This is a genomic window from Paenibacillus foliorum (assembly GCF_013141765.1).
Classification (GTDB): domain Bacteria; phylum Bacillota; class Bacilli; order Paenibacillales; family NBRC-103111; genus Paenibacillus_S; species Paenibacillus_S foliorum.
The window spans coordinates 71438-95892 of the sequence record NZ_WHOD01000056.1 but is presented as its reverse complement, the minus strand read 5'-3'; the positions used below and the strand labels follow the sequence as shown (position 1 = coordinate 95892).

Annotated in this window: 20 protein-coding genes; 18 read left to right on the top strand and 2 right to left on the bottom strand. The window is 46.7% G+C overall.

From position 1 onward, the window contains the following. Position 1 precedes the first annotated feature (1 nt). The gene (locus tag GC093_RS15180) at positions 2-427 is read right to left on the bottom strand and encodes an SRPBCC family protein (protein WP_171652733.1); all 426 of its coding nucleotides are present in this window, start codon (positions 425-427) and stop codon (positions 2-4) included. Between the two features lie 218 nt (positions 428-645). Here GC093_RS15180 and GC093_RS15175 point away from each other — a divergent pair, with 218 nt between their 5' ends. The 18 genes from GC093_RS15175 (at position 646) to GC093_RS15090 (ending at position 23396) form a co-directional block, all read left to right on the top strand. Then, positions 646-897, top strand: coding sequence for a DUF7667 family protein (locus tag GC093_RS15175; protein ID WP_171652732.1), 252 nt, complete (start codon positions 646-648; stop codon positions 895-897). A 211-nt stretch (positions 898-1108) separates the two neighbouring features. Further along, the gene (locus tag GC093_RS15170; protein ID WP_171652731.1) at positions 1109-3052 is read left to right on the top strand and encodes an ATP-dependent DNA helicase; all 1944 of its coding nucleotides are present in this window, start codon (positions 1109-1111) and stop codon (positions 3050-3052) included. 240 nt (positions 3053-3292) lie between these two features. After that, positions 3293-5098 (top strand): sensor histidine kinase, encoded by a 1806-nt coding sequence (locus GC093_RS15165; RefSeq protein WP_171652730.1) that lies wholly within the window; start codon positions 3293-3295, stop codon positions 5096-5098. Further along, positions 5073-6755 (top strand): response regulator, encoded by a 1683-nt coding sequence (locus GC093_RS15160; protein ID WP_171652729.1) that lies wholly within the window; start codon positions 5073-5075, stop codon positions 6753-6755. The genes GC093_RS15165 and GC093_RS15160 overlap by 26 nt, the downstream gene beginning before the upstream one ends. 142 nt (positions 6756-6897) lie before the next feature. Continuing rightward, positions 6898-8610, top strand: a complete 1713-nt coding sequence (locus GC093_RS15155; RefSeq protein ID WP_171652728.1) for a type 2 periplasmic-binding domain-containing protein — start codon at positions 6898-6900, stop codon at positions 8608-8610. Between the two features lie 97 nt (positions 8611-8707). Continuing rightward, positions 8708-9604, top strand: coding sequence for an ABC transporter permease (locus GC093_RS15150; protein WP_171652727.1), 897 nt, complete (start codon positions 8708-8710; stop codon positions 9602-9604). Between the two features lie 16 nt (positions 9605-9620). Then, on the top strand, positions 9621-10505 hold the full coding sequence (locus GC093_RS15145) for a carbohydrate ABC transporter permease (RefSeq protein ID WP_171652726.1): 885 nt from the start codon (positions 9621-9623) through the stop codon (positions 10503-10505). Positions 10506-10555: 50 nt separating this feature from the next. Beyond that, positions 10556-11644, top strand: coding sequence for an amidohydrolase family protein (locus tag GC093_RS15140; protein WP_171652725.1), 1089 nt, complete (start codon positions 10556-10558; stop codon positions 11642-11644). Beyond that, positions 11641-11997 carry a Rieske (2Fe-2S) protein gene (locus GC093_RS15135; protein WP_171652724.1) on the top strand — a complete coding sequence of 119 codons (357 nt, stop codon included), beginning with the start codon at positions 11641-11643 and terminating at the stop codon, positions 11995-11997. Before GC093_RS15140 ends, GC093_RS15135 begins: the two co-directional genes overlap by 4 nt. Before the next feature lie 20 nt (positions 11998-12017). Then, positions 12018-13094 (top strand): amidohydrolase family protein, encoded by a 1077-nt coding sequence (locus GC093_RS15130; RefSeq protein WP_246314414.1) that lies wholly within the window; start codon positions 12018-12020, stop codon positions 13092-13094. Beyond that, positions 13091-13441, top strand: coding sequence for a Rieske (2Fe-2S) protein (locus GC093_RS15125; RefSeq protein ID WP_171652722.1), 351 nt, complete (start codon positions 13091-13093; stop codon positions 13439-13441). The genes GC093_RS15130 and GC093_RS15125 overlap by 4 nt, the downstream gene beginning before the upstream one ends. A 41-nt stretch (positions 13442-13482) precedes the next feature. Then, on the top strand, positions 13483-14991 hold the full coding sequence (locus tag GC093_RS15120; protein ID WP_171652721.1) for a glycoside hydrolase family 88 protein: 1509 nt from the start codon (positions 13483-13485) through the stop codon (positions 14989-14991). Positions 14992-15265: 274 nt separating this feature from the next. Next, entirely contained in the window at positions 15266-16165 is a 900-nt protein-coding gene (locus tag GC093_RS15115; RefSeq protein ID WP_171652720.1) for a PEP/pyruvate-binding domain-containing protein, read from the top strand. A 119-nt stretch (positions 16166-16284) separates the two neighbouring features. Further along, positions 16285-17913, top strand: coding sequence for a PEP-utilizing enzyme (locus GC093_RS15110; RefSeq protein WP_171652719.1), 1629 nt, complete (start codon positions 16285-16287; stop codon positions 17911-17913). Continuing rightward, positions 17900-19222: an MFS transporter gene (locus GC093_RS15105; protein WP_246314411.1), complete on the top strand. Its 1323-nt coding sequence runs from the start codon at positions 17900-17902 to the stop codon at positions 19220-19222. Before GC093_RS15110 ends, GC093_RS15105 begins: the two co-directional genes overlap by 14 nt. Positions 19223-19561: 339 nt before the next feature. Then, positions 19562-22105, top strand: a complete 2544-nt coding sequence (locus tag GC093_RS15100) for a winged helix-turn-helix domain-containing protein (RefSeq protein ID WP_171652718.1) — start codon at positions 19562-19564, stop codon at positions 22103-22105. 405 nt (positions 22106-22510) lie between these two features. Then, entirely contained in the window at positions 22511-22987 is a 477-nt protein-coding gene (locus tag GC093_RS15095) for a GNAT family N-acetyltransferase (protein WP_171652717.1), read from the top strand. A gap of 226 nt (positions 22988-23213) precedes the next feature. Continuing rightward, on the top strand, positions 23214-23396 hold the full coding sequence (locus GC093_RS15090; RefSeq protein ID WP_171652716.1) for a DUF3934 family protein: 183 nt from the start codon (positions 23214-23216) through the stop codon (positions 23394-23396). 809 nt (positions 23397-24205) lie between these two features. Here the strand turns inward: GC093_RS15090 and GC093_RS15085 are convergent. Beyond that, positions 24206-24412 (bottom strand): DUF2536 family protein, encoded by a 207-nt coding sequence (locus GC093_RS15085; protein ID WP_171652715.1) that lies wholly within the window; start codon positions 24410-24412, stop codon positions 24206-24208. Between the last annotated feature and the right edge of the window lie 43 nt (positions 24413-24455).

Genomic DNA, 24455 nt, shown 5'->3' with positions numbered 1-24455 from the left:
CTTAAGCCTCGACCAGCTTGGCAAGCTGTTGGGTAATGCCTCCCCAGCCTTGGTTCATTCTATCTCTTACAGCCTCATGAGGCATATTGAATTCTGTAAGCTTTCCAGCTTCCCATCCGGAATGAATAAGTGTGAACTCCGTCTTGCCTTCCAGATCTTTTAAATCAAAGGAAATCTGCCAATCCTTGCCCCATGAGAAAACAAGCTTGTTTGGCGGATCGATCTCCGTTACTTTGCAATAAGAAGTGCCGAAATTCTTGTCATTTAAAGTAAATTCATATCCGAGCACGGGTTGAAAATCATTAGGCATAAACCAAGCCGCGATGCCCTCTGATGTGGAGACGGTGTCCCAAACCTTTTGAATAGGTGCATTCAAAACCAGTGTATGTCGTATATCCGGTATTGTACCTTGAGTATTTTCCTGCATATGCATGTACCTCCATGTGAAATATAATATGAAACCAAATGGTTTCGCATTTGTATTATACGAAACCATTTGGTTTCGTGTCAAGTCTAACTGGTTTTCTTAACTCAGGTAATGGGAGCGGGAGTATTTATTTTATTATTGTAAAATGACTTTGCGTCTAAATTGTGCCCTCTTTGCCCATAATAGTTACTATAAATAGGCAGAAGTGGGGGAAATACATGCTATCGGTACATTGGAGGCTTGCTGAGCTATGGACGATTGGGCGGCAAAGGGAATTAACAGTGGATGAACAATCGGAAATGTCAGCCTGCATGCATTATAATGCTATATTTGCCCGAAAATTATCCAGTCTTTACAATTTATCACTAGTGGCTTCAATGTCTAACGATATGGAGTGGCAGCATGAGATTTGCAAACAGATTGAGAAATTAGAGAGTCAGGGGAATCTGCACCTGGATTTTCGCAAATAGAAGGCGGTGCAGCAGCTTGTACAGCGTGTTGCGCTATCAGGAAATGTAAACGCTTTAAAATATTTAGACTCATAGGAGCTCATAGGGGCTTGAATGATTGTGTAAAAGCTTTGCTTTTATACAGGGATCATGTGATAATATTATGTTCAGCCATACACGCATTGCGGTGTACGGGTTTATTGGAATTTGATCTCATGGAGGAAAAGTAACAGTGGAGAAGTATCCTTTTTCATATAATCATTCACAGCCTTTTATTCAACAAGTAAGCGAATGGATAGCGGATGTATTCTACGATATACTGCCGGAAGCGGGCTTTGAGGTTCGCGATGAGCAGATTTATATGGCGTTTCAGCTGGAGCGGGCATTCGCTGAGAAGCAGACGATTTTTGCAGAAGCCGGAGTGGGAACAGGGAAGACGCTGGTATATTTGTTGTATGCGATTTGTTATGCGCGTTATACGCGCAAGCCAGCTATTATCGCCTGTGCGGACGAGTCTCTGATCGAGCAGCTGGTCAAGCCGGAAGGTGATATTGCGAAGCTAGCTAAGCATCTTAGCCTGGCTATCGACGCGAGGTTAGGCAAATCTCCAGACCAGTATGTTTGCCTTGTGAAGCTGGATGAAGCGCGTCTTGGGCACGAGGAGGTAGGGCTGTATAAGGATTTATACGAGGGCCTGCCAGAGTTTGTTCATTCCTACGATGCACTGCAGTCGTTTCACGCTTATGGAGACCGGAAGCAGTACCCGAATATGAACGATGAGCAATGGTACAATGTCAGCTGGGATGTGTTTCAGGATTGCTTCGTTTGCGATAAGCGGCACCGGTGTGGGCAGACGCTTTCACGAGACCATTACAGGAAGTCCACAGAATTAATTATTTGCTCGCATGATTTTTATATGGAGCATGTGTGGACGTATGAGGGACGCAAACGCGAGGGACAATTGCCGCTGCTGCCGGATCACTGTACCGTTGTTTTCGATGAAGGGCATTTGCTGGAATCGGCTGCGCAGAAGGCATTGACCTACAAGCTGAAGCATGTGGTTTTCGAGGAATTAATTACCCGGCTGCTTAAAGGTGAAGTGAGAGAAACATTAGCCGTGCTTATAGATGAAGCGATTGAGCAAAGCGAGACGATGTTCGACTTATTGGAGCGTCAGAGCATAGCAATTCCTGGATCCGATAGGAAACAGATTATATTGAACGAGCAGCTGCTCAACGAGATACTTCAGTTTCAAAAGCTGCTTGCGGCCATAGAGGAAGAGCTGGTTTTCGAGAGTGAGATGTACACCTTGAACGAGTATCAGCTGCGCATTGTTGAGGAGCATCTGGAGATGATGCAGAAGGCACTGAATCTTTTTCACCAATCAGAGACTTTGATCTGTTGGGTGACGGAAAGTGTGAATGGACTCAGTCTGGTCATTATGCCAAGAACCGTCAAAGAAGTGCTCAGTGAAAGAGTGTTCAATTCTGGTATTCCGATTATTTTTTCATCAGCTACTTTATCGGTAGAGGGATCGTTTGATTATGTAGTGGACAGTCTCGGGATTGAGAAGTATTTATCCTTTTCAGTCGACTCTCCGTACGATTATGAGCACCAAATGAAAGTGGTAGCACCCAAATGGTCCTATGGAGGAACATTTTCCGAGAAAATGAAGACCGCTGTTCGACTGCTGGAGCGAACGGAAGGAAGAGCATTGATACTGTTTCCGACTAAGGATGAGCTGCAGCGGTTTAAGAAAGAAATTTCCCATTATCCGGAATGTGCTGCACTTCGCTTCTTGTTTGAGGGTGATCAAGAAATAAGCGGCTTAATTTCCTCCTTCCAGCATGATGAGCTGAGTGTTCTATGTGCGGTCAGCTTATGGGAGGGACTCGACATTCCTGGTCCTTCGCTTTCGAATGTGATTATATGGGCGCTTCCTTTTCCTCCTCAAGACCCTGTATTTATGGCCAAACGGCAAGCTGCCGCATCGCCCTTCGAGGAAGTGGATCTTCCTTACATGCTGCTGCGACTTAAGCAGGGGATGGGCAGATTAATTCGTTCGCGCGAGGACAGCGGTATTATAGCCATTCTCAGTGAGGATCTGGAGCCGATAAGGCATCACATCGAGGGTGTGCTTCCGCCCGGAGTTCACTTGGTAGATACGCTTGATTAGCTTGGAATATTAATGCGACCCCATTGTTAAAGGGACTTAACCCTCTGGCAATGGGGTTTATTCATTTTTTCAGCTAAATCTTTTCTTATAACGTATGGCAAGAAGTAGGCTTGGGTGGGGGATATACACGGACCGTAAATTTTCGGGTTAGGCTAAGTTGGGGCTTGATATTGGATCAGTGAATCATGGTACACTGTTAAAAAGATCAACGTTTCGTGTAGAACGTGAGGGGGATGCAACATGTCTATGAAGTTAAATTGGCAGAATTGGAGGTTTTCCATATTTACTAAGCTGCTGGCGATGTTCTTTCTAGTGATGGTTCCCGTCTATGCGCTGGCGATGCATATGAATGATGTCGGTTCCGGAATCGTCCGAAACGAAATTTCAAGCTCACTACAGTCGCAGATCCATTTCTATAACAATTCATTGAATAAAGAAATCGATCGGATGATTCGGCTGCAGCGCGAATATGTGAATGACGACGGATTGGTCTCATTAGGGGTTATTGCGGAAAACCTCGATTATTACGAGCGTTCGTCCATCATGAGGCAATTTCAGCAAAAGCTTAATTTGATGAAAAGTTCAGGCATTTACGTAACAAAAGCAAGCGCTTACATTCCACCAATTCAAAGAATCGTATCCACTGACGAGCTGTCGGATGAGCTTCCTGCCAGTGTGATAGACCGCCTGAAACGTTCACGCGATAGGACAGGTACTTCTCCTTTGGAATATGAAGACGGAAGATTATTTCTCCGGGAGTTTTACCCGTCCTTGCCTGTTTCACAGCAGCGGGATCCTATATTTGTGCTGGAAACGGAAGTATCTGTCATTCAACTGCAGCAGTTTTTGCAGCAAATTTCCGGCTTTGAGCAAGGCGGAGCGGCGATTGTAAGCTCCAAGTGGATGATTGCGGGTGATACGGACCAACAGGTGATGAAACCGATTGCCCAAAATGTATGGGAATGGGTGAAAAGTGAACAGGGCAATCACAATGGAATCCAAACCGTCCGGCTGAACAAGCAAAATTACATTACCGCGTATGAATATGCCCCCGAAACGGACACCGTACTTCTGGTTTATGTACCTGAGTTTGAGATATTAGGTTCGTTAAAAAAATATAAGGGCTTCCTTATGCTCATGTCGTTAGTAACAGCCATTCTTATTGTGCTGGTTTCGCTGTGGGTGTATCAGGTCATACATAAGCCGTTAGCGAAGATGGTGCGGGCTTTTCGAATGGTTGAATCCGGCAATCTGTCTATCTCCCTGTATCACCGGAGCAGAGACGAATTCAGCTATATGTATAAACAGTTCAATGAAATGACAACCAAGCTCAGATTGCTTATTTACGAGGTATATGAGCAGAAGCTGCAAACGCAGCAAGCGGAGTTAAACCAGCTGCAGTCCCAGATCAACCCCCATTTTTTATACAATAGCCTATACTTGCTATACCGGATGACCAAGGCACAGGATTACGATAACAGCTTGAAATTCACGAAATATTTGGGCGATTATTTCCGTTATATTACTAAGAAAACAGGGGATGATGTCCCGCTGGAGCAGGAATGGCACCATGTCCGGATGTATATGGAAATTCAAAATATCCGTTTCTCCAACCGGCTTAAGGTAACGATAAGTGACCTGCCGGAGGGGCTGCGTTCCCTGATGGTACCCCGTCTAATATTGCAGCCGCTGGTGGAGAACGCTTATCAGCACGGACTTGAAAATACGGTAACGGAGGGGCTGCTGTCTGTCTCTATAGAGGCGGATGAAAAAGGGATGCGAATTGTGACGGAAGACAACGGAGCTGGTATGTCTGAGGAGCAATTTGCGGCCTGGAGAAGCAGGCTGGCATCTGACAAGATGAATGCGGAGGTTAGCGGCATTATCAACGTGCACCGACGGCTCCAGTTGAAATTCGGCGCGGATTCGGGAATTAGCTTATCACCTGGATCCCGGGGCGGGCTTAAGGTGACCATGAACATTCATTTTGCGGAGGATAAGGATAAGGAGGAAGAACACTATGCTGCACTTAATGCTAGTCGATGATGAACCGTTAGCGGTCGGTTATTTAGCCGATGCTATACGCGAATGGGATAAATACGAATTGGTCATACACAAAGCTTATACAGGTATGGAAGCTATGGATAAAATGCGCGGCATGCGCTTGGATATCCTGCTCACCGATATACGAATGCCCGGAATGGGCGGGCTTGAGCTGGCTGACCTGGTGCGGGAGCAATGGCCGCGTTGCAAAATCATTTTCCTGTCCGGTTACAGTGATTTTGACTATATCCAAACAGCTATAAGGAAAGGAGGAATGGATTACGTTCTAAAAACGGAAGGCGACGATTCGATCTTCCAAGCCATCGAGAAGGCGGCGGAAGAAATTGTTATGGAGCTGCAGGAGGGAGACATCGTCATTAAAGCCCACCAGCTGCTGCTGCAGTCCATTCCTACCCTTCGCCGGGACTATTTGCTCGATTTACTGACCGGGGAAGCGGAGTCGGACACAGGACGCGCGAAACGATTTACAGAGCTGGGCATCGGATTAGAACCGGATCAACCCGTATATATCGCATTTGGGCGGGTGGACGACTGGGGGGCTTACCAAGCCTTGACAGATAAATCATTGATGCTTTATTCCATTCAGAATATAGCAGAGGAGTTTTTAACGGATAAAACCCGGTTTCTCTTCGTTCCAATCGACCGGTTCCGCTTTGTTTGGCTTATTCAGCCGAAGTCGTTCCATTATCAAGACGGTACTCCGGAGGGTGAGGGCTGGGAGCGGCTTGGTTTGTTTGTGAAAGGGACTTCGGAATCCGTTCAGGCAACTTGCCGCAAGCTGTTGAAGCTGCCGGTTTCGCTCATCCTAAGCTCACAGCCGTGCGAATGGAAAGAAGCGGCCCGCCAGTTCGATACCTTGAAGCTGATGCTAAGCGGCGGCTTGGTTCGCAGCAAAGAAATGCTGGTAACGGAATCAGGAGCAGGAACGGCTGCAGGCGGAGAAGGTCGCTCCAGTCAAACTTACTTTGCGGAGACGATGCTGCGCAACCGTATGCGCAAGCTTGATTTGCTTGAAGCGCATTTGGATAACGGGGATAAACAGCAGTTTGTACGCATGTTTGAAGAGCTTACGCGTTTTGATGCGCTGGAGTTGACGGAGGCCAAAATCACTTATTTGACATTAGAGCTGTTCGCCAACCTGTCCGCATTTTTTCTGTCGTATGTGAACCGCCGCAATCTGGTTTCCGTTATTGCCGCCAAGGCGCAGCTGGATAAATATACGCAGATGGAAAATCACGGCTCGTGGCAGGACGCGATCGCCTATTATGAACGGCTGGGGGAAGCCATTGCCGATTACAACGGCGCTATGCAGCAGGAAAGAACGAACGATATGATTCGGCTTATTCATCAATACGTGCACGAGTTTATCCGTGAGGAGCTATCTCTGACGCGGTTATCCGAGGTCGTGAATCTGAGTCCTCCTTATTTGTCCCGTATCTACAAGCAGCTTACGGGCATTAATTTACTGGATTACATTACAGAGGTCCGTGTAGCCCGCGCCAAGCATCTGTTGAAAAACAGCAGCTTAAAGATTCATGAAGTCGCGGCTGAGGTCGGTTTCGAATCGGCTCCCTACTTTACCCGCTTATTTAAGAAAATAACCAACACTACTCCAGTGGAATACCGGGAATTGACCTGAACGGGCAGTCTTCCGGTTTTTATTTTCGTGGAACATCAATTGCGCAATATAAGATAAGGATGTTAATAAAGTCTTCTATGTTTCATGAAATTCCCGTTTTATAATCGAGACGTAAGCTGAAAATAGTTAAGGGGGAACGTGTATGAAAGGAATAAAGCGAAATTCACTTGCTGTAACGGCAGCGCTTTCATTTGCTATGCTGCTGAACGCCTGCAGTTCAAGCAAGGAAGCGGAGCCGCCTAAACCGGCAGCACCTAATACGCCTGCGGAAACGGCTGACAACAAGTCTGCCGACCCGTTCGGTAAATACAATCCGGCTATCGAGTTGTCTACGGTCCGCTCCATTGATGCGAGCTACAAGTTTGCCGAGGGGGAGTCGCTCGACAAAAATATATGGACACCGATTATGGTCAATGAGCTGGGCATCAAAATAAAAAATCTGTGGGTCATCGATGCATCGCAGTTTGCACAAAAGCTGAATGTAACGCTTGCCTCAGGCGAGCTGCCTGATTTTATGGCTGTCGACCGTGTAGTCATGCAGCGACTGATCGACTCTAACCTAGTCGAGGATCTTACATCCGCGTATGACAAATACGCAACTCCCTTTACTAAAGAGGCATTGCTCAAGGACGGTGGAGCGGCGATCAAATCCGTTACGGTAAACGGCAAGCTGATGGGGATTCCGCAAACGTTCGAGAATAACGGAGTCGCGTCTGCAAGTATGGTTTGGATCCGAGCCGATTGGCTGCAAAAGCTCAATCTGCCGGAGCCCAAGACGATGGATGACGTCATCAAAATTGCAACCGCTTTCGCTAAGAACGACCCTGACGGCAACGGCAAGGCGGATACCATCGGTCTCGGAGTCAACAAGGATATATTTAAAGAATCCAATAACGGAGTAACACCGGCTTCACTAATCGGTTTCTTCAATGCTTATCATGCCTATCCGACCTTCTGGGTTAAGGATGCCTCCGGCAAGCTTGTTTACGGCTCGGTGCAGCCTGAAATGAAGCCGGCTCTTGAGAAGCTGCAGCAATTATACAAAGACGGCGTTATCGATAAAGAGTTTTCGGTAAAGCCTTGGAAAAAGGTCGCGGAGGATGCCGCAGCTGGCAAGCTTGGCGTGGCGTTCGGTTATGTGGCTGATGCTACAACGTTCTATAAGGATAACCGCAAAAACGATCCGAAAGCCGATTGGAGGGCGTTCCCGATTGGATCTGCAGACAGCAAGCCGGTTATTCTGCAGGCTAATGATGCAGCGACAACATTCTTTGTAGTGAAGAAAGGTATTAAAAATCCCGAAGCCATCGTTAAAATATTGAATTTGTACAATAAGCATTATTTCCAAACGGATTACAGCGGTTCGAAAAATCCGTTTATCATTGATACGGCGACTGGCATTTATCCGGGCAAGTACTTCCCCATTCTGATTAACCCCGCCGATCTGAATATCAATGCCCATTTAAAGGTTGCCGAGGAGCTGAAGAACAAGGGTGACGGGAGCAAGCTTGATTTCCCTGCATCGCTGCATTTCGGCCGGATCACGAATTTCCGTAAAGGTGACGACAGTCTGTGGTTCTCGGAACGGACCTTTGGACCGGAAGGCTCTTTTGGAGTTATTGCCAACTACTTGAAAAATAAAAACTACCAGTTCAACGCTTTTACTGGCGCACCGACAGCTACGATGGTGGAGAAGGAATCGACGCTCCAGAAAATCCAGAACGAAACGATAACGAAAATAATTATGGGCGCAGCTCCGCTCAGCGATTTCGATAAATTTGCAGGTGAATGGAAAAAGCTTGGCGGCGATGCCATTGAGAAGGAAGTCAATGATTACTTCAACAAAAACAAGTAATCCGGTTCGTTGATCAGAGGGCAGGGAGCGGTCGGTACATGCCGCTCTCCCTGCGTCACCCTCTCTTAACCAACGATGCGAAGGGGAGATATACCGAATGAATAATAAATGGAGGCTGCAGCTTCCTTTGCACCTGATGATCATCCCTGGCCTCGTGCTTGTGCTTATCTTCAGCTATGGCCCGATGCTGGGCATTGTTATAGCTTTTCAGAAGTTCACGCCGACCCGGGGGATATGGGGCTCGCCTTGGATTGGCCTCGACAACTTTGCTTATGTTATGCAGCTTCCGAGCTTTTTTCAGGTGATCTGGAATACGGTTTACATTGCCGTAATGAAAATAACCGCGGGATTGGCCGTACCGCTTACAGTAGCTGTACTTATGAATGAAATACGCAAAGAGTTTGTGAAGCGGACCGTACAGACATTGGTTTATTTACCGCATTTTTTATCTTGGGTTATTCTTAGCGGTATCTTAGTGGACATCTTGTCTCCTTCCAGCGGCATTGTGAACCAAGGATTGAAGTGGTTAGGAATTGAGCCTGTGTTTTTTATGGCGGATAACAGCTGGTTTCCCTTTACCCTGGTACTTTCTAATGAATGGAAGGAGTTCGGCTTCAGCTCGATTATTTATTTGGCGGCTATCACAAGCATCAATCCGTCGCTTTATGAAGCTGCAGTCATTGACGGTGCGAACCGTTGGAAACAAACGTGGCATGTGACTTTACCCGGTATGGCTCCGATCATCGTATTGATGGTGACCCTAAGCATAGGCAATGTGCTGAATGCGGGGTTTGAGCAGGTTTTTAATATGTATAGTCCTGTAGTTTATGAGAGCGGAGATATTATCGACACTTTTGTATACCGGATCGGGATCGTGGATGCCCAGTACGGTGTAGCTACGGCCATTGGTTTGTTTAAGTCTATTGTGTCTTTCGTCTTGCTTTCTGTCTCGTATTTGCTCGCATACCGCTTCGCTAATTACAGAATTTTTTAAGGAAAGGAGGAAGGTTATGGTTGAACGTTTGTCGGCCTCGAGATGGTTGTTTATTGCTTTCAATTATACGCTTTTGCTCGGACTGGCCATTCTGTGCATTCTGCCGCTTGTTAACGTGTTTGCGATATCACTGAGCTCAAGCTCCGCTGCCGCCGCCGGATATGTTAAGCTGTGGCCGGTAGATTTTACATGGAAAGCGTACGAATTTATTGTTCAAAAGCCGGAATTTCTGCGGTCGCTAACGGTAACCCTACAGCGGGTCGCGATTGGTGTTACGTTGAATATGGTGCTGATCATTCTGGTTGCGTATCCTTTGTCCAAAGAATCCTCGGCCTTAAAAGGGAGAACGTTCTACGCCTGGATATTTGTATTTACCATGCTGTTCAACGGTGGGCTTATTCCGCTCTATATGACGATAAAAGCTTTGGGCTTGATCGATTCGATATGGGCGCTTGTGCTGCACCATGCTCTCCCGGTGTTTAATATTCTCATCCTGCTCAACTTTTTCCGGGGGCTGCCGAAGGAACTGGAAGAGGCGGCGTTCATGGACGGAGCCGGCCATTGGACTGTGCTGTGGCGCATCTTTGTTCCTCTCTCGACTCCGTCTTTGGCAACCTTAACGCTCTTTTCGATTGTCGGGCAATGGAACGCTTGGTTTGACGGTATTATTTTCATGAATTCGCCGCAAAACTACCCACTGCAAAGCTATTTGTACACGGTCATTACCGCAGTGGATACGCTCTTGGCAGGCAGTGTAGATATGGAAATGCTGGCGGAGGTATCCGACCGTACGGCGAAGTCGGCGCAAATCTTTCTGGGAGCGCTGCCGATTTTGCTGGTGTATCCGTTCCTGCAGCGGTTTTTTATGAAAGGGATTGTGCTGGGGAGTGTTAAGGAGTAGGGATAGCGGTCGAAATCGCTGACAATTCTGAATAAAGGACGGGATTAACCATGTCTGAAAAGCCTATAGTAGTGGATTCTGATGTACACAATGGTATGAAAAGCTTGAGTGAGCTGCTGCCGTTTCTTCCGCGGGTCTGGCATGATCAATGGCTGGAAATGGGGATTGGCGCAGCAAGGGTCTATTACTCCGGAGTCGGTGGGGCGATGAAGGATGCCGTTCCGGACAATGGCGGCGGGCCGGGTAGCGACCCGGATTTTATGCTGAAGCATTTGCTTGAGCAATATCATATCGACTATGCGATCCTGAATTCCGGGATTGAAATATCGCTGTACCCCGATCCGGATTATGCCACTGCGGTTGCTTCCGCATGGAATGATTGGATGGCTGAAGTATGGCTCAAGGCTTCGCCCAAATTCAGAGGGTCTATCCTGATTAATAATACCGATCCGTTGGCTGCAGCCCGGGAGATTGACCGTATGGCAGCCAATCCGAATATGGTGCAGGTCATAATGACAAGCGCATCCAGCATGCTGTATGGGCAGCGGTTCTTCCATCCGATATACGAAGCCGCGGAGCGGAACGGACTTCCTGTTGCCGTCCACCCCGGCGGGGAAGGCCGCGGTATTTCACCGGCTCCTACCAATGCGGGGTATCCGACACGGTATCTGGAATGGCATAACATTCTGCCAACCGGTTATATGGCCCACATAAACAGCTTAATCTGCGAAGGCGTGTTCGAGAAGTTCCCCGGCTTGAAATTTGTCGCAATTGAAGGTGGCATCGGATGGCTGCCTCACCTGATGTGGCGGATGGATAAAAACTATAAGGCGCTCCGTTCAAGTGTGCCTTGGTTGAAGCGGAGGCCTTCGGAATATATTCGCGAGCATGTATATTTAACGAGCCAGCCCATTGAAGAGCCGGATGATCCGCAGCATTTGCTGCAAATTTTCCAAATGATCGGGGCGGATAAAAGGGTGATGTTCTCAACGGATTATCCGCATTGGGATTTCGATAATCCGCTCATGGCTTTGCCGCCAATGCCTAAAGAAATGAAGCGGCGTGTGATGGGAGAGACGGCGATGGAATTGTACCGGCTTCCCGGACGCAATGGAGAGCAGGCGGTGACAGCACAATGAACAAGTACTTGGCTGCTACTGTAGAAGAAATAAACGTGGCCGGCAAAAAAATCGTCACCGTAAAGGAAATGGAGATCGGCGTCTTTTATATAGGAGGACAATATTATGCTTGGCGCAATATGTGTCCCCATGCCGGCGCGCCCGTTTGTAAAGGGTTAATTAACGGAACGACACTGCCGACCCATGTATATGAATATGAATTCGGCTGTGAGGGTCAAATTTTGCGGTGTCCTTGGCATGGCTGGGAATTCGACTTAACGGACGGACGTCATCTGGCTGCTGACTCCAAGGCAAAGCTGCGGGGGTATCCGACTGCCGTGGAGGAAGGCCTAATTTATATAATGATGGCTTGAAAATGGAGGGGAATTCAGTCATGGACAAAAGAGTTATTGTAGACATTGATGTGCACCATGCGCCTAAAGATAAAGATGACCTGCTGCCTTTTTTACCGAGAACCTGGCATAACGAATGGAAGGCTATGGGGATTATTCCGGCACATTATTATTCGCTAATCGGGGCTTACCGCAAAGACGCTCAGCCTGAAGACGGACCTCCCGGAAGCGACCCCGGGCTGATGAGAAAACAATTGCTGGATGGGAATGGAATTGATTATGCCATTCTGACCTCGGATGCCATTAACATTTCCGTGTATTATAACCCGGATTATGCGAATGCCGTCGCTTCTGCCTACAACGAATGGACGGCCGGATATTGGCTGCCGCAAGACAGCCGGTTTAAGGGCTCGATTCTCATTAACAACAGCGATATTCCCGCTGCCGTGAAGGAGATTGAACGGTGGGGCGATCATCCGGATATGGTGCAGATCGTGATGCCGAGCGCTTCGCGGACGTTGTACGGGCAGCGTATTTTTCACCCGCTGTATGAAGCGGCGGAGAAATACGGCTTGCCGATTGCGATTCATCCTACTGCCGAGGGCCGAGGAATAGCGCCGGAGCCGACCAATGCCGGTTATCCGACCCGGTACATGGAATGGCATGCTGGACTTAGTCTTAGCTACATTGCGCATTTGCTGAGCTTGGTTTGCGAGGGCGTATTTGAGAAGTTTCCCGGCTTTAATCTCATTGGGATGGAAGGGGGCATATCGTGGCTGCCTAACGTGATGTGGACGCTGGATAATCACTATAAGGCTCTGCGGTCATCCGTACCTTGGCTGAAAAAATACCCTTCCCAATATATTATCGACAATGTCTATTTGACGACTCAGCCGCTTGAAGAGCCGGAGAAAAAAGAGCATTTCACGCAAATTCTGGATATGATCCATGCGGATAAAACATTACTGTATTCATCCGATTACCCTCACTGGGATTTCGATGCGCCGAAAACGGTGGAATTATCCCTTCCGAAGCATCTGCGCGATGCAGTTATGGGTGAAACGGCATTGGAGCTGTTCGGCCTGAAGCGTCCCTCCGGTAAGGGGGCGTCGGTATGACCAAGCATTTTGTCGCAACCTTGGAGGACTTACAGGCATCCGGGAAAATACTGGTCACCGTTGACGGCATAGAGCTTGGAGCGTTCTATGTGGAGCAGGGAGTACACATCTATCGGAGCGTATGTCCTCACCGCGGTGTGAGTGTTTGCAAAGGTCTTGTTGGAGGGACGAACCTGCCGTCCAATGTGTATGAATATCATTACGACCGGGAGCAGCAAATTTTACGCTGCCCTCTCCATGCATGGGAATTTGATTTGTTAACTGGACAGCTTCTGCTCGATCCGTTGGTCAAGCTGAAAAAGTATGAAGCCGTTATTGAAGAAAACAGCGTTTATGCAGTGATTTGAAAGTAGCTTGCTTAGGGGGAAATGCAATGGGAACGAGCAACATGGAGTTACCTTGGAGGCGGCTGTATCTGTTCGCGGACGCAGTTGATGCTCCCGGGCTGCACTTTCCGGGACTTCAAATACCGTCAGGGTTCCAAGCGGTAGCGGTTGTACCTGCTCCTGACGAGTTGGCACGGCTTCAGATTCCCGGAACTGGTCCGGCTACACGGTTTTTCTTTGCAGGGGCAACGCCGAGAGAGCCGGTTAGGGTTCAAACTCTGCGTATAACATTCGCCTCGAATATTAAGGGAGAAGTGGAAGTAGAGGCGTTTCTTCCGGAAAGCAAACGGCGCATCGGGCTTTTTGATGTCAGGTATGCATACTCGAAGCAAATGTTTGAAATTGCTGTTGATCCCGGAATGGTGGACGGGATATACCGTGAAGGGATAGGGCTGCGACTAACCAAGGGAACGGAAGCGGTCTGGATATTATGGGGAGAGGGGAAGGATTGCTCCGTATTTGCTCCGCATCTGCTCGTTCTACCAGAGACAGAGGATTTCACAAGTAAGAACCGGTTGGCGTTGTTCAATCACCATCTTAAGTCACAGGTTTGCTATCATCGATCAGGGTGGATGGAGGGCTGTGTACTCGATGGTCTGTATGACCTGTACCGGCAGACGGAGGATATTACCTACCTGCATGCTGTGAAAAATCATCTTCAACAGTTTTTGGCCGATAACAGCGGGTCGGAGGAGCATAGCGGACCGCGGGTGCAGAACGGCAAAATTGTCGCTGATGTTACTGAACGAACGTTGCCCTATGCAGTGCTGGCTCGGATTGAGCCTGATCATCCTGCAATCGGTGCATTGATAGAGCATTGGTACGCTGATAAGCGGGAGGACGGTTCGGTTTACGATAGGGAAACTGATACCATTACCGGCGAGGGTGTATATACGGCGGGCTATCCTATGGCTGCAATAGCTGCAGCGTTGGACCGCGATGATTTGGCTGAGCTGGCCTTGCGTCAGCTGCTGTCACGTAAGGAGCGTCTTGCTGCGGAGGCTGGTATTTATTTACGTGCCGATGTGCAAGGCCAGCGTACTTATCTGAACTGGGCGCGCGCATGGGCCTGGTATTTGCTTGGTGCGGCTCGGATTTTAATTGAGCTTAAGGATTGGAGCCTAAAGTCTCCAAACCTCTATTATGAGGAGGCTGCTAAGGAGTTTGTCCGCGCAGCCGTGATTGCCGCCTCAATGCAGCAGGAAGACGGTCTGTGGGCCGTGTTTACGGATGACCCGGTGACCGGGGCTGAAGCGGGAGGATCGGCTGGGATTGCGGCAGCGCTGGCTCTTGGCGTCCGTTACGGCTTCCTTGAAGAAGCATTCCGCAGCAAAGCTGAAACAGCGTGGGACGGATTGCTTCTCCATTTGACACCGGACGGCTTACTTGGCGGGGTATCGCAAACGAACCAAGGCGGAGAGGAGCTCCAGCGCAGCGGCTACCGTGTGTTATTCCAGATGGGTATGGGCTTAATGGCTCAGCTCGGGGCAGCTTTAGGTAAATCCCTATGATTTAAGGGCATTTCCTTTTACATTGTTGATATAACCCGAAAAGGCATCATTAATAATAGAGATTACCGTCAAAATACATATTCGGCACCGTCACGCAGCAGCCTTCAGTACTTCAGGGTGATCCCTTATCTAATCCCGTTAACTGTATCATGGTTACCGGGATTTTTTTCTGTTCATTTCCAGAAACCATATTTACAAAAAAATAACAATTGGAGATCGCGATTTGATATATTTAGATGGAATGTGAATATTTTGTAAAGAGGTGATTCGGAGGATGTATACACTCGCATTAAATGAGGCCTGTCATGAGCAAAAAGGACGCATAGGTTCGAAAGCGCTGCAGCTCGCGAAATTGACAGGTCACAATATCAGAATTCCGGGTGGATTTGTCATTACCTCTGAAGCGTTGGACCGTTTTTTGGCAGACAATGGACTTAAGCCTGAAGAATCGATGTCAGATATTGAACACCAGTTTATTCAAGCTGCGCTTCCTGATGAGGTGCGTAATGAAGTAGTCGCGGCGTTTGAGCAGCTTCAGGGTGAAGAAAGCAGAGTAGCCGTTGCCGTAAGGTCATCCTCCTCGGCAGAGGATTTGGAGGAAGCATCGTTCGCAGGACAATATGAAACCATTTTGAATGTTACAGATTTACCTCATCTGTTGGAAAGCTTGAAGCGCTGCTGGGCGTCCCTGTTCTCAGCTCGTGTGAGAGGGTATGCGCTGCAAAAGAACATTGGGGTTCATATGAACAGTTTACCCATGGGTGTGCTGGTACAGCGAATGGTGCAGGCGGATGTCTCGGGAGTTATTTTCAGCATGAATCCGGTGACGAAGAACAAGGACGAAATCATAATTAACGCCAGCTATGGACTGGGAGAGGCCATTGTTTCTGGACTGGTAACCCCGGATGCCTATTATGTCGGAAAGACCGATGGCAGCATCCGGAAGGAGCTGGGCCTTAAGGAAATGAAAATCGTTGCTGCAGCCAAAGAGACGGTGGAAATGGAAACGACGGATGAAGAGCAGAATCGCTTCTGCCTGTCAGATCGGCAAATCGATGAACTGGCGGAGGAGACTCGAAAGATCGAAGCGTTCTTCAACATGCCTGTCGATATCGAGTTTGCTGTACAAGACAGCCACGTTTTCATACTTCAAGCTCGTCCTATAACGGCTTAGTGCATAAAAGCATCCCCCAAAAGTGACGTAAACCATCAAAGCCCTATTACTTCTGGGGAAGCCCCCGAATATCGATAAAAACCAGGATTCACCATCCCCTAAGGAGGCATGTTCAAGCCATGACAGTCCAAACATTATTTCAAAGCACATTAATGTTAAATGAGGAAGACAAGAAGCAGAGCTTCTGGGTCCAGGATGAAGTCCATCTGGCACACGCGTTAACGCCCTTATTTGCCTCTTTTATGGTACCTGCGGTTACGGAAGGCACGAAGCTTGCTTTTGAAAATTTGAAGATGCCGCTTCTCCAATTTAGATTTAAGGTAGCGGACGGCCGTATTTATCAGGATACCGTACCATATCCCGGAGATCCTCTGCAGAGGCTTGAGGAGCACAAGGGGACTGTAGGTCCCATACTCCCTGTTCTGAAAAAAATGCTGCAGGATTACGTCGATGGCGAGTTTTTGACATACTACCGTCAACTGGACGAATACCGGAATCAGACGCTAACTCTAAATGAAGCGAAGGATAAAGTGCAAGAGCTGCATGACTTCTATCGCAGAGCTTGGCAGCTTCACTTTGAAATTGTTATGCCGCGTTCCGCATTCTTTGTGTTGGAACAATTATATGGCCAATTGACCGGAGAGACCCATACAACGGTTATTTACGATATGCTGTCCGGTGTAATGAACAAGTCGCTCGAAACGGATAGAGAGCTGTGGAGGCTTGCTGATTTAGCTAATCAGTCAGCGGATACGAAGGCAGCTTTTGCTGGACCGGCAGACGTGGGCTACAAGGCAGCATTGGAACAATCAGAGGGGGGTAGAGTGCTGCTTGAGCACTTGCAAACCGTGCTGGAAACCTACGGATACCGCTCGTCTAATTCCCATGAGTTCAATGATGAAACGTGGGTGGAGAATCCGGAGCACGCGTTGCGCATCATTGCCGCTTATACGCAGAAAAGCTATGATTTTGACCGTGAATTTGCCGAGACTGTACAAGAAAGAGAAGCCAGAACAAGAGAAGCGCTTGCCAAAATGCCTGAAGGCGAATTGAAGCAAACCTTCATCAGGATGTATCAATGGGCGCTTGATTCCTGGGGGTTAGATGAGGACCACCACTTCTATATAGACGCGATGCTGCCTGCCAAATCAAGACTGTTTCTCCTAAAGGTCGGCGAGCTGCTGGTAGAGCAAGGTGCGTTCTCCGATAAGGAAGATATCTGCTACTTGTATCTCGATGAGCTGTTGGAAGCATTATCCGCTCCGACACCGCTTCATGGCACAGTAGAACAGCGAAAAATCGAGCATGAAGCTAATAAACAAAAGCAAGTCGCGCCGTTCTACGGTGTACCCCCTGAACAGCCAATGAACCCTGTATTGGAGCGTATTTTTGGTGGCAAGCCTCCTGAGATTCAAGAAAAAGAACAGACGTTTACAGGCTATGCAGCTTCCCAGGGTACTTACACGGGAACAGTTAGGGTAGTCCGCAATCCAGAGGATTTTGCCAAAGTACAGCAAGGAGATGTTCTCGTCTGTAAAACGACAACTCCGCCGTGGACAGTGTTGTTCTCTATCGTGGGAGCTATCGTTACCGATGCTGGGGGAATTCTCTCACACGCGGGAACCGTGGCGAGAGAATACAAACTGCCCGCTGTCGTAGGATCCAAGGTTGCGACCTCCGTTTTAAAGGATGGAGACAGAGTGACGGTGGACGGTACTAAGGGAGTTGTCCATTTTGGCCAATTCTAATTACCGGCTCGTCTTATTATCTATTTTAACAGGAACCTTCTTGGTTCCTGTTAACTCCACCATGATTGCCGTAGGTTTGCCAACTATTGCGGACGCTCTTGGCGTCCCTCTATCACAAGCCTCTTGGGTGATTACGATTTACTTGATTGTTATGGCCGCCTTACAACCGATTGCCGGAAAAATGGGCGATATTTACGGGAAACGAACGATGTTCCTGCTAGGTATGCTGCTGTTTCTAGTTGCTGCGGCAGCCTGCATGTTTTCGTTCAATCTGATTTGGCTCATTATATTCCGTGCGCTTCAGGCGATTGGAGGAGCCATAGCGGCCCCAAATGCGAGCGCACTGATTCGAGATGTGGTTCCGAAGGAAAAGCTGGCCCAGACATTCGGAATGTTCGGACTGCTAATGGGACTAGGTGCAGCCATAGGGCCTTTAATCGGTTCTGTCCTTATAGGTTCATTAGGGTGGACGTCCATATTCTGGATCAACATTCCGTTCGCTCTTTTTAGTTTAGTTGCGGCTTACATCTATTTGCCCGGTACTCGCAATAGCACGGGGATATCATTGGATATTCTAGGCTCGGTGTATTTGATTATCGGGTTAACCATATTGACTCTTAGCGTCACCCATCCTGAATATTTCAATGTGTGGACGATGGCTATACTAGCTGTTACAGTTTTTCTGTTTATACGCCAGGAATTGCGGTGTAGGGAGCCGTTGATTCAATTTACTTTATTTAAAATCCCAATGTTCACCAGTGCGAACCTGGCTATTTTACTAAGCAACGCGATCATGTACAGTACGATTTTAGTCATGCCTGTGCTGCTGCAAAAGACATACCATTATTCTGTACAAACCGTCGGGGTTCTGCTGTTTATTTTTTCATTAGCGATGTCGGCCTGCTCATGGTTCGGAGGCTCTTTGACCGAGAAGCTTGGGAAGAAGAAGCTGGTATTGCTGTCATTCCTGATTTCGGGAGCGGCGGTGATTGGATTTTTGGGCATCTATCAATATCCGACATTTTTGTACATAGCGGTTGTATTGCTTGTAGGAGGTATTGGAGCTGGGATCGGGACGCCCTCCATGCAGGCTGCATCGATGCAAGCGGTGCCCAAGGAAATGTCCGGTGTGGCTTCAGGGATATTCTCAACCTTTCGTTATATAGGTGGGATGGCTGCTTCGGTAATGGTCAGCCTGATGCTGGACTATCACTGGCTGTTCTATTGTTTGATCGTTATGGCGGTAATCGGATTGCCATTGTCCCGAGGTTTTGCTGAAAATCGGGGTGAGAGGGCTAAGACGAATTAGATTTTTTGAAGAGCAGGGGCTGTAACTGTTTTGCTGAAAATGTTGGCGCATGATCCCTCAAGCAATGAAACAGCTTGAGGGATCTATTTTATGATGACAGGAAGTTGGACAAAGCTGCTATTAAAATGATGCAGCATGTTTGCAACTAATCAGACTCGGGAGCGTAATAGTTGAAGTAAACATTCAAATTCAAAACTGAATTCATCTTGAAATATTCTTTACATACTAAAGATGATGTTGTACAGTTCTCGATAAACAATAACGGAGCATCAACAGACAGAGAAGGCAATCGGATTGTATGGAAAGTGGCTTGATGCTTTAAACACGGAGGGTATTCCCATGATTGTATCTACTAAACTCCATATCCCTTCAATTCGTACCTCTTTGGTATCTCGGCCGAGGCTGATTAACAAGCTTAATGAAGGAATGAAAGCCAAGTTGACGCTTGTTTCCGCACAGGCCGGTTACGGAAAAACAACAGTGTTAAGTGAATGGGTGAAGCAATGCAATGCACTTGTGGCATGGGTTTCGCTAGATAAGCTGGATAATGACTGGATTCGGTTTTGGAGGTATGTCACTGCTTCTATTCAGGAGGTAGTTCCCGGCTTTGGCGGTGCGATGGGAGCTCTTCTTGAGAAAGGCCCTTCGATGTATATGGAGCCTGCGACCATGGCACTCTTAAATGAGCTGAATGGATTAACCGGGGAACTGGTGATCATTCTCGATGATTATCATCTTATCGAGCTCCCTGCGATTCACCATACATTGATCTATCTTCTTGAGCATTTGCCCCCGCATATTCATTTTTATGTGGCCAGTCGTTCTGATTTGGCCATTCCTACCGCTCGACTTCTGGTAAAAGGTGAATTACATCGAATTATTATGCAGGATTTGCGTTTTCAACTGGATGAGGGACTTGTCTTTTTTCAGGATACAACAGATTTGATGCTAACGAAGGAGCAAGTGACAGAGCTGTTCCATCGCACAGAGGGTTGGATCAGTGGGCTGCAGCTGGCGGCGATTTCTCTGAAACGCAGCGATAATATAGCTGAATCCATTCATCGATTTAGCGGTCAGCAGCACGATATATCCGATTATTTGCTGGAAGAGGTGCTTCATCATCAATCGGAGTCCATGCGCGCTTTTTTATTGGAAACATCCATTCTAAGTCGTATGAACCGTACATTATGTCAGGCTGTAACGGGTCAAATGAACAGTCAAGAACAATTGGAAAAGCTAGAGCAGCTGAATTTGTTCACCATCCCTTTAGATGATAAAAGAAATTGGTATAGGTATCATCATTTGTTTTCCGATTTTTTGCAACGTATATTATTCCAAACAGATCCTGCAAAATGGATGCAAGCGCATATTCATGCGGCGCATTGGTTGGAGAGCCATGGATTTAAAGAAGAAGCGGTGGAGCATTTCTTAGAGGGAAAACAGTATGCAGATGCCGTTCGGTTGATCGAGGAAAATCTTCATACCTTGGTGCAATCAAAGAGTGTTGCATTGAATAGATGGATAACTGTTTTACCGGAAAATTCCTTTGTTGAGAAGCCTATGATTGAAATGTTCTACATCTCCGTGTTGCTGGGGGTCGGAGAATGGGAAGCCGCTTTTAGAAGAGTGGGTCAAGCAAGGATGAGATTTCAAGGGATGCAGGGGGAATTGAGTGATGAGCAATGGCATCAGGCAATGGGCAATATCTACTTCTTCAGTTCGATTACTACTTATCTTCAAAAGGATTTGGAGCGAACCTCTGAATATTTAGAGTTAGTTGAGCGATATATGCCGGAAGGTAGTTTCTTTCAAACTATGGGGCGGAACAGATATCAAGGCTATGATTCGTTTGATGACCATTTGGCGTTTATCAACGATCTTCATGCCGCGGATATATTTTTGTTTAAATGGATTAAAGCTTGGGGCGCCAAGAAGGAGTATCCTTTTAATGGAAGTTTATATGCTTCTTACAGTAAATTGCTGTATGAGTGGAATCGGTTGGAAGAAGCAGAGTTTTATATAAGTCAGGCACTGGGACGCAAGGATATTCAGCCTTTTGCACGGATTTTGATTCAAATTTCGATCAGCGCTTCGCGGATTCAGCAAGCTCAAGGAAATTCAAGCCGAGCCTCTGAGCTGCTCACGCAGTTGAAGTCGCAGATTATCTCCCCCGAGTATGAATTATTTATGCTGAATATTGAAGCAGAACAAGCTTGTCTATCTCTACAGCAAGGCTCAGTCCAAGATGCAATGCGTTGGATGGAGAAATGTGGTCTGGCGCATACGGATGAGGTTTCGCTGTTTCGTATGGTAGAGCATCTAGCTTTCGCTAGAGTGCTTGCAGCGTGCGGACGCGTCGAAGAATCGTTGTATCTATTGGAACGGTTGTATGAGCTATTATACAAGGAAGATCGTCTCCGGGATCGAATCAAGGTATTAATTTTGCAAAGTTTGACGCTTCATCGCTCGGGGCAAGCAGAGGCTGCTTTTGTTCAACTGGAGACAGCGCTGCACTTGGCGGAACCAGAAGGGTACATCCGCAGTTTTATTGATGAAGGCACAATGATGGCGGCTATGCTGTCTGATTATTTGAACAGTCGATTAAGAGCTCCCTCGGCTCCCTTGGCTTATGTGAAGCAGCTGCTTCAAGCTTTGAACATCACGCCAGAAGAGGATCTGTCTCTTAAAGAACTGCTAACCGAGCAGGAAACGAGAATTGTACTGTTGGTCGCAGATGGATTGTCGAACAAGGAAATCGCTCTTCGTCTGAACATCACGGGTGAAACCGTAAAGTCGCATATTAAAAACTTGTATAGAAAGCTTAGCGTAAACAATCGAGTGCAGGCGCTCCAGCGCGCCAAAGAAATAAACATATTGATATAAGCCATTGGATAGGGCGCTTCTTTCAAATCAAATTCTGAAGTGGAATTAAATTGAAAGAAGGGCCTTTTTTTCTATTTCCTTATTATGGTTAAAATTATAGAATTTATCGCCAGCTTGTTGAATAAATAAAGGGGTTTTACTACACGTCATAAGGTGGGATGATTGCTATTTTTTAGAGTCCAAACAGACTACTGAAAAAAGAGGAGTGAGCGCCATGTCGCGTGAAATTGATTTAGAGATTGAGGCATACAGATTTGACGGCAGGAAGCTAATAAGTTAGTCTTAAATACGCTTAATGTTAATAGACGATACTGATTAAACTAGAAGAAGTAGGGATCGAACTAGCACCCTGCTTCTTTTTCTTAGGAGACTATACACGCTATAACAAGTAAAAGGAGATTAGCCATGCCTACGATTACTGCAAAACCATTTGATCAAGAAATGCAAGCCCAATTAAGTGAAATAAAATCTACTTACCATGCGGCGGAATTGAGCAAGAAAGATGTCTCGGAAATTCCTGATAATATTTATATCATTGAAGATGACAATACCATGGTCGGGTATGGTGTGATATGGGAGTACAATAGCGGGAAGCAGTTAATTCATAAAGCAGAAACCGATTATTTCGACATTGAGGATAAATACCTGGAAAAAGATTTCTACATTGATATTAAAAATAAAACCGATATTGTATTTATAGAAGCTTTGGATGTGCTGAAGGAATTTGAACGCAAGGGCTATGCAAAGTTCTTTATAGATTGGCTTAAAGTGAAGTACCCTAATAGAAAAATGTATGTATATTCGATTGAGAAATCGAAGAATTTCTGGTACAAGCAGGGCTTTGAGGTTGTGGGGAATACGATTTGGATGTCCTATAATTAGATGTGAAAAATGGGGCATAAGGGATTGAATTATCCCCCAGCCCCGAGTGTATCTATCAGGGTCGACACCGATTAAAGAAAATTTAGCGTTATTGGAGCTTTGTTCTGTACATGCGGTGTGCTATGAGGTATATTTCTTCATGCTTGATTAAATAATTAAGCAATAAGGATAAAACTAACCTAGGTCAGGTTATTTTCATATACAAACAATAACGGAGTGATGTAATTTGAGTAAAGCTAAGGGTAAAGGCGGAACAGGTAGAGGAACAGACCGTAAGGGCTGGAACCGATGGCAAGCTAGTGCCAATAGAGCCAAGAACGCTCCGAAGCCTTATACCAGCAAGGGTACTAAGAAAGCGGATGGAGCAACGACCACAAGCAGTAATAAAAGTAACAAATCCGAAGGGTAGGGTATTGAACTACCACCAAATTATCTCCCATTTTTTGCGGGTACTCCCCCAAATGGGGGATTTTTTTTTTGTTGAAATAGACTTAAAGTAGATAAGAAGGAACGATAAGGTAAAGGATTGGAAAGGCGAGTGAAAGATAACAATGATTAGACGCAGTGTTTCTTTAATATCGGAATTATTTCTTCTAGCAGGAATCATCTCTACTTTTGCATTTTCTGCTTCTCATAGGAAAGGTGTCAAATGACGCGCCTGCGACCATGTCTTTGATATTTAGATGTTGATGGTTATTCTCCCAAAAAAGCAGTCCCTGTGAACAAACAGGGGCTGCTTTTTATTAAGATATCATGAATAGTTGAGCGGAACTGAGAGTTCCTTTATTCAATCTGCTGCTTCCAATTAAGACGACAACGGAAGCCGGAATTCCTTTATTTAGGCAGAATGGGAGCGCTATGCACAAAAACAGAGAAATAAAGGAACCAGCAGTTCCGTTACTTCTCTGTTTTTGGTGCTTCCCAGACGATAAAGGAACAAGTACTTCCGTACGTTACTAGGGTGCTTTCCTCGAGTACTCTCTACTATGATCGTTAGAGCCATTTTTCCCTTAGATACATTTTAGCTGATAGCGTGGGGTGGAGGAGCGTGAGCGTCCACCTTGGAAGATCATGTTCCAACTGCTCCCAAGCCATAAATTCAAAGGAACATGAGTTCACAGCGGCCGGAATCCCACATCCATCCCTCCAAAACGCACAAACGTAGATCGTAAACCAAGGACGCTGCAAGGCGGTTTTTTTATGAAGAATAAGAGCTATTTATTTCACTTTATAGTGTATCAGGGCGGTGTATAACATCTTGTTCCGGTTGGGGTCGAAGGTAACATGATGCTGAACAGAGTGCACATCCAGCAGCAATGCTTTATTCATGTTGATTTGCTCTTCCATTTTTCGTTCAAGCGTTGTAAGATCGTAAGCTTCAAAAAACTCGATCTTGGTTTCCATTTTATCCAGTATGAATTCCATTGTCTATCACTCCTGAAGTGGGGGATGCCAAACAAAAAAGACA

Coding starts and splice junctions, on each gene's coding strand:
- GC093_RS15160 (WP_171652729.1), top strand. CDS start 5,073: ATGCTGCACTTAATGCTAGTCGATGATGAACCGTTAGCGGTCGGTTAT.
- GC093_RS15120 (WP_171652721.1), top strand. CDS start 13,483: ATGGAGTTACCTTGGAGGCGGCTGTATCTGTTCGCGGACGCAGTTGAT.
- GC093_RS15135 (WP_171652724.1), top strand. CDS start 11,641: ATGAACAAGTACTTGGCTGCTACTGTAGAAGAAATAAACGTGGCCGGC.
- GC093_RS15180 (WP_171652733.1), bottom strand. CDS start 427: ATGCAGGAAAATACTCAAGGTACAATACCGGATATACGACATACACTG.
- GC093_RS15100 (WP_171652718.1), top strand. CDS start 19,562: ATGATTGTATCTACTAAACTCCATATCCCTTCAATTCGTACCTCTTTG.
- GC093_RS15085 (WP_171652715.1), bottom strand. CDS start 24,412: ATGGAATTCATACTGGATAAAATGGAAACCAAGATCGAGTTTTTTGAA.
- GC093_RS15115 (WP_171652720.1), top strand. CDS start 15,266: ATGTATACACTCGCATTAAATGAGGCCTGTCATGAGCAAAAAGGACGC.
- GC093_RS15095 (WP_171652717.1), top strand. CDS start 22,511: ATGCCTACGATTACTGCAAAACCATTTGATCAAGAAATGCAAGCCCAA.
- GC093_RS15130 (WP_246314414.1), top strand. CDS start 12,018: ATGGACAAAAGAGTTATTGTAGACATTGATGTGCACCATGCGCCTAAA.
- GC093_RS15165 (WP_171652730.1), top strand. CDS start 3,293: ATGTCTATGAAGTTAAATTGGCAGAATTGGAGGTTTTCCATATTTACT.
- GC093_RS15140 (WP_171652725.1), top strand. CDS start 10,556: ATGTCTGAAAAGCCTATAGTAGTGGATTCTGATGTACACAATGGTATG.
- GC093_RS15150 (WP_171652727.1), top strand. CDS start 8,708: ATGAATAATAAATGGAGGCTGCAGCTTCCTTTGCACCTGATGATCATC.
- GC093_RS15175 (WP_171652732.1), top strand. CDS start 646: ATGCTATCGGTACATTGGAGGCTTGCTGAGCTATGGACGATTGGGCGG.
- GC093_RS15145 (WP_171652726.1), top strand. CDS start 9,621: ATGGTTGAACGTTTGTCGGCCTCGAGATGGTTGTTTATTGCTTTCAAT.
- GC093_RS15155 (WP_171652728.1), top strand. CDS start 6,898: ATGAAAGGAATAAAGCGAAATTCACTTGCTGTAACGGCAGCGCTTTCA.
- GC093_RS15125 (WP_171652722.1), top strand. CDS start 13,091: ATGACCAAGCATTTTGTCGCAACCTTGGAGGACTTACAGGCATCCGGG.
- GC093_RS15110 (WP_171652719.1), top strand. CDS start 16,285: ATGACAGTCCAAACATTATTTCAAAGCACATTAATGTTAAATGAGGAA.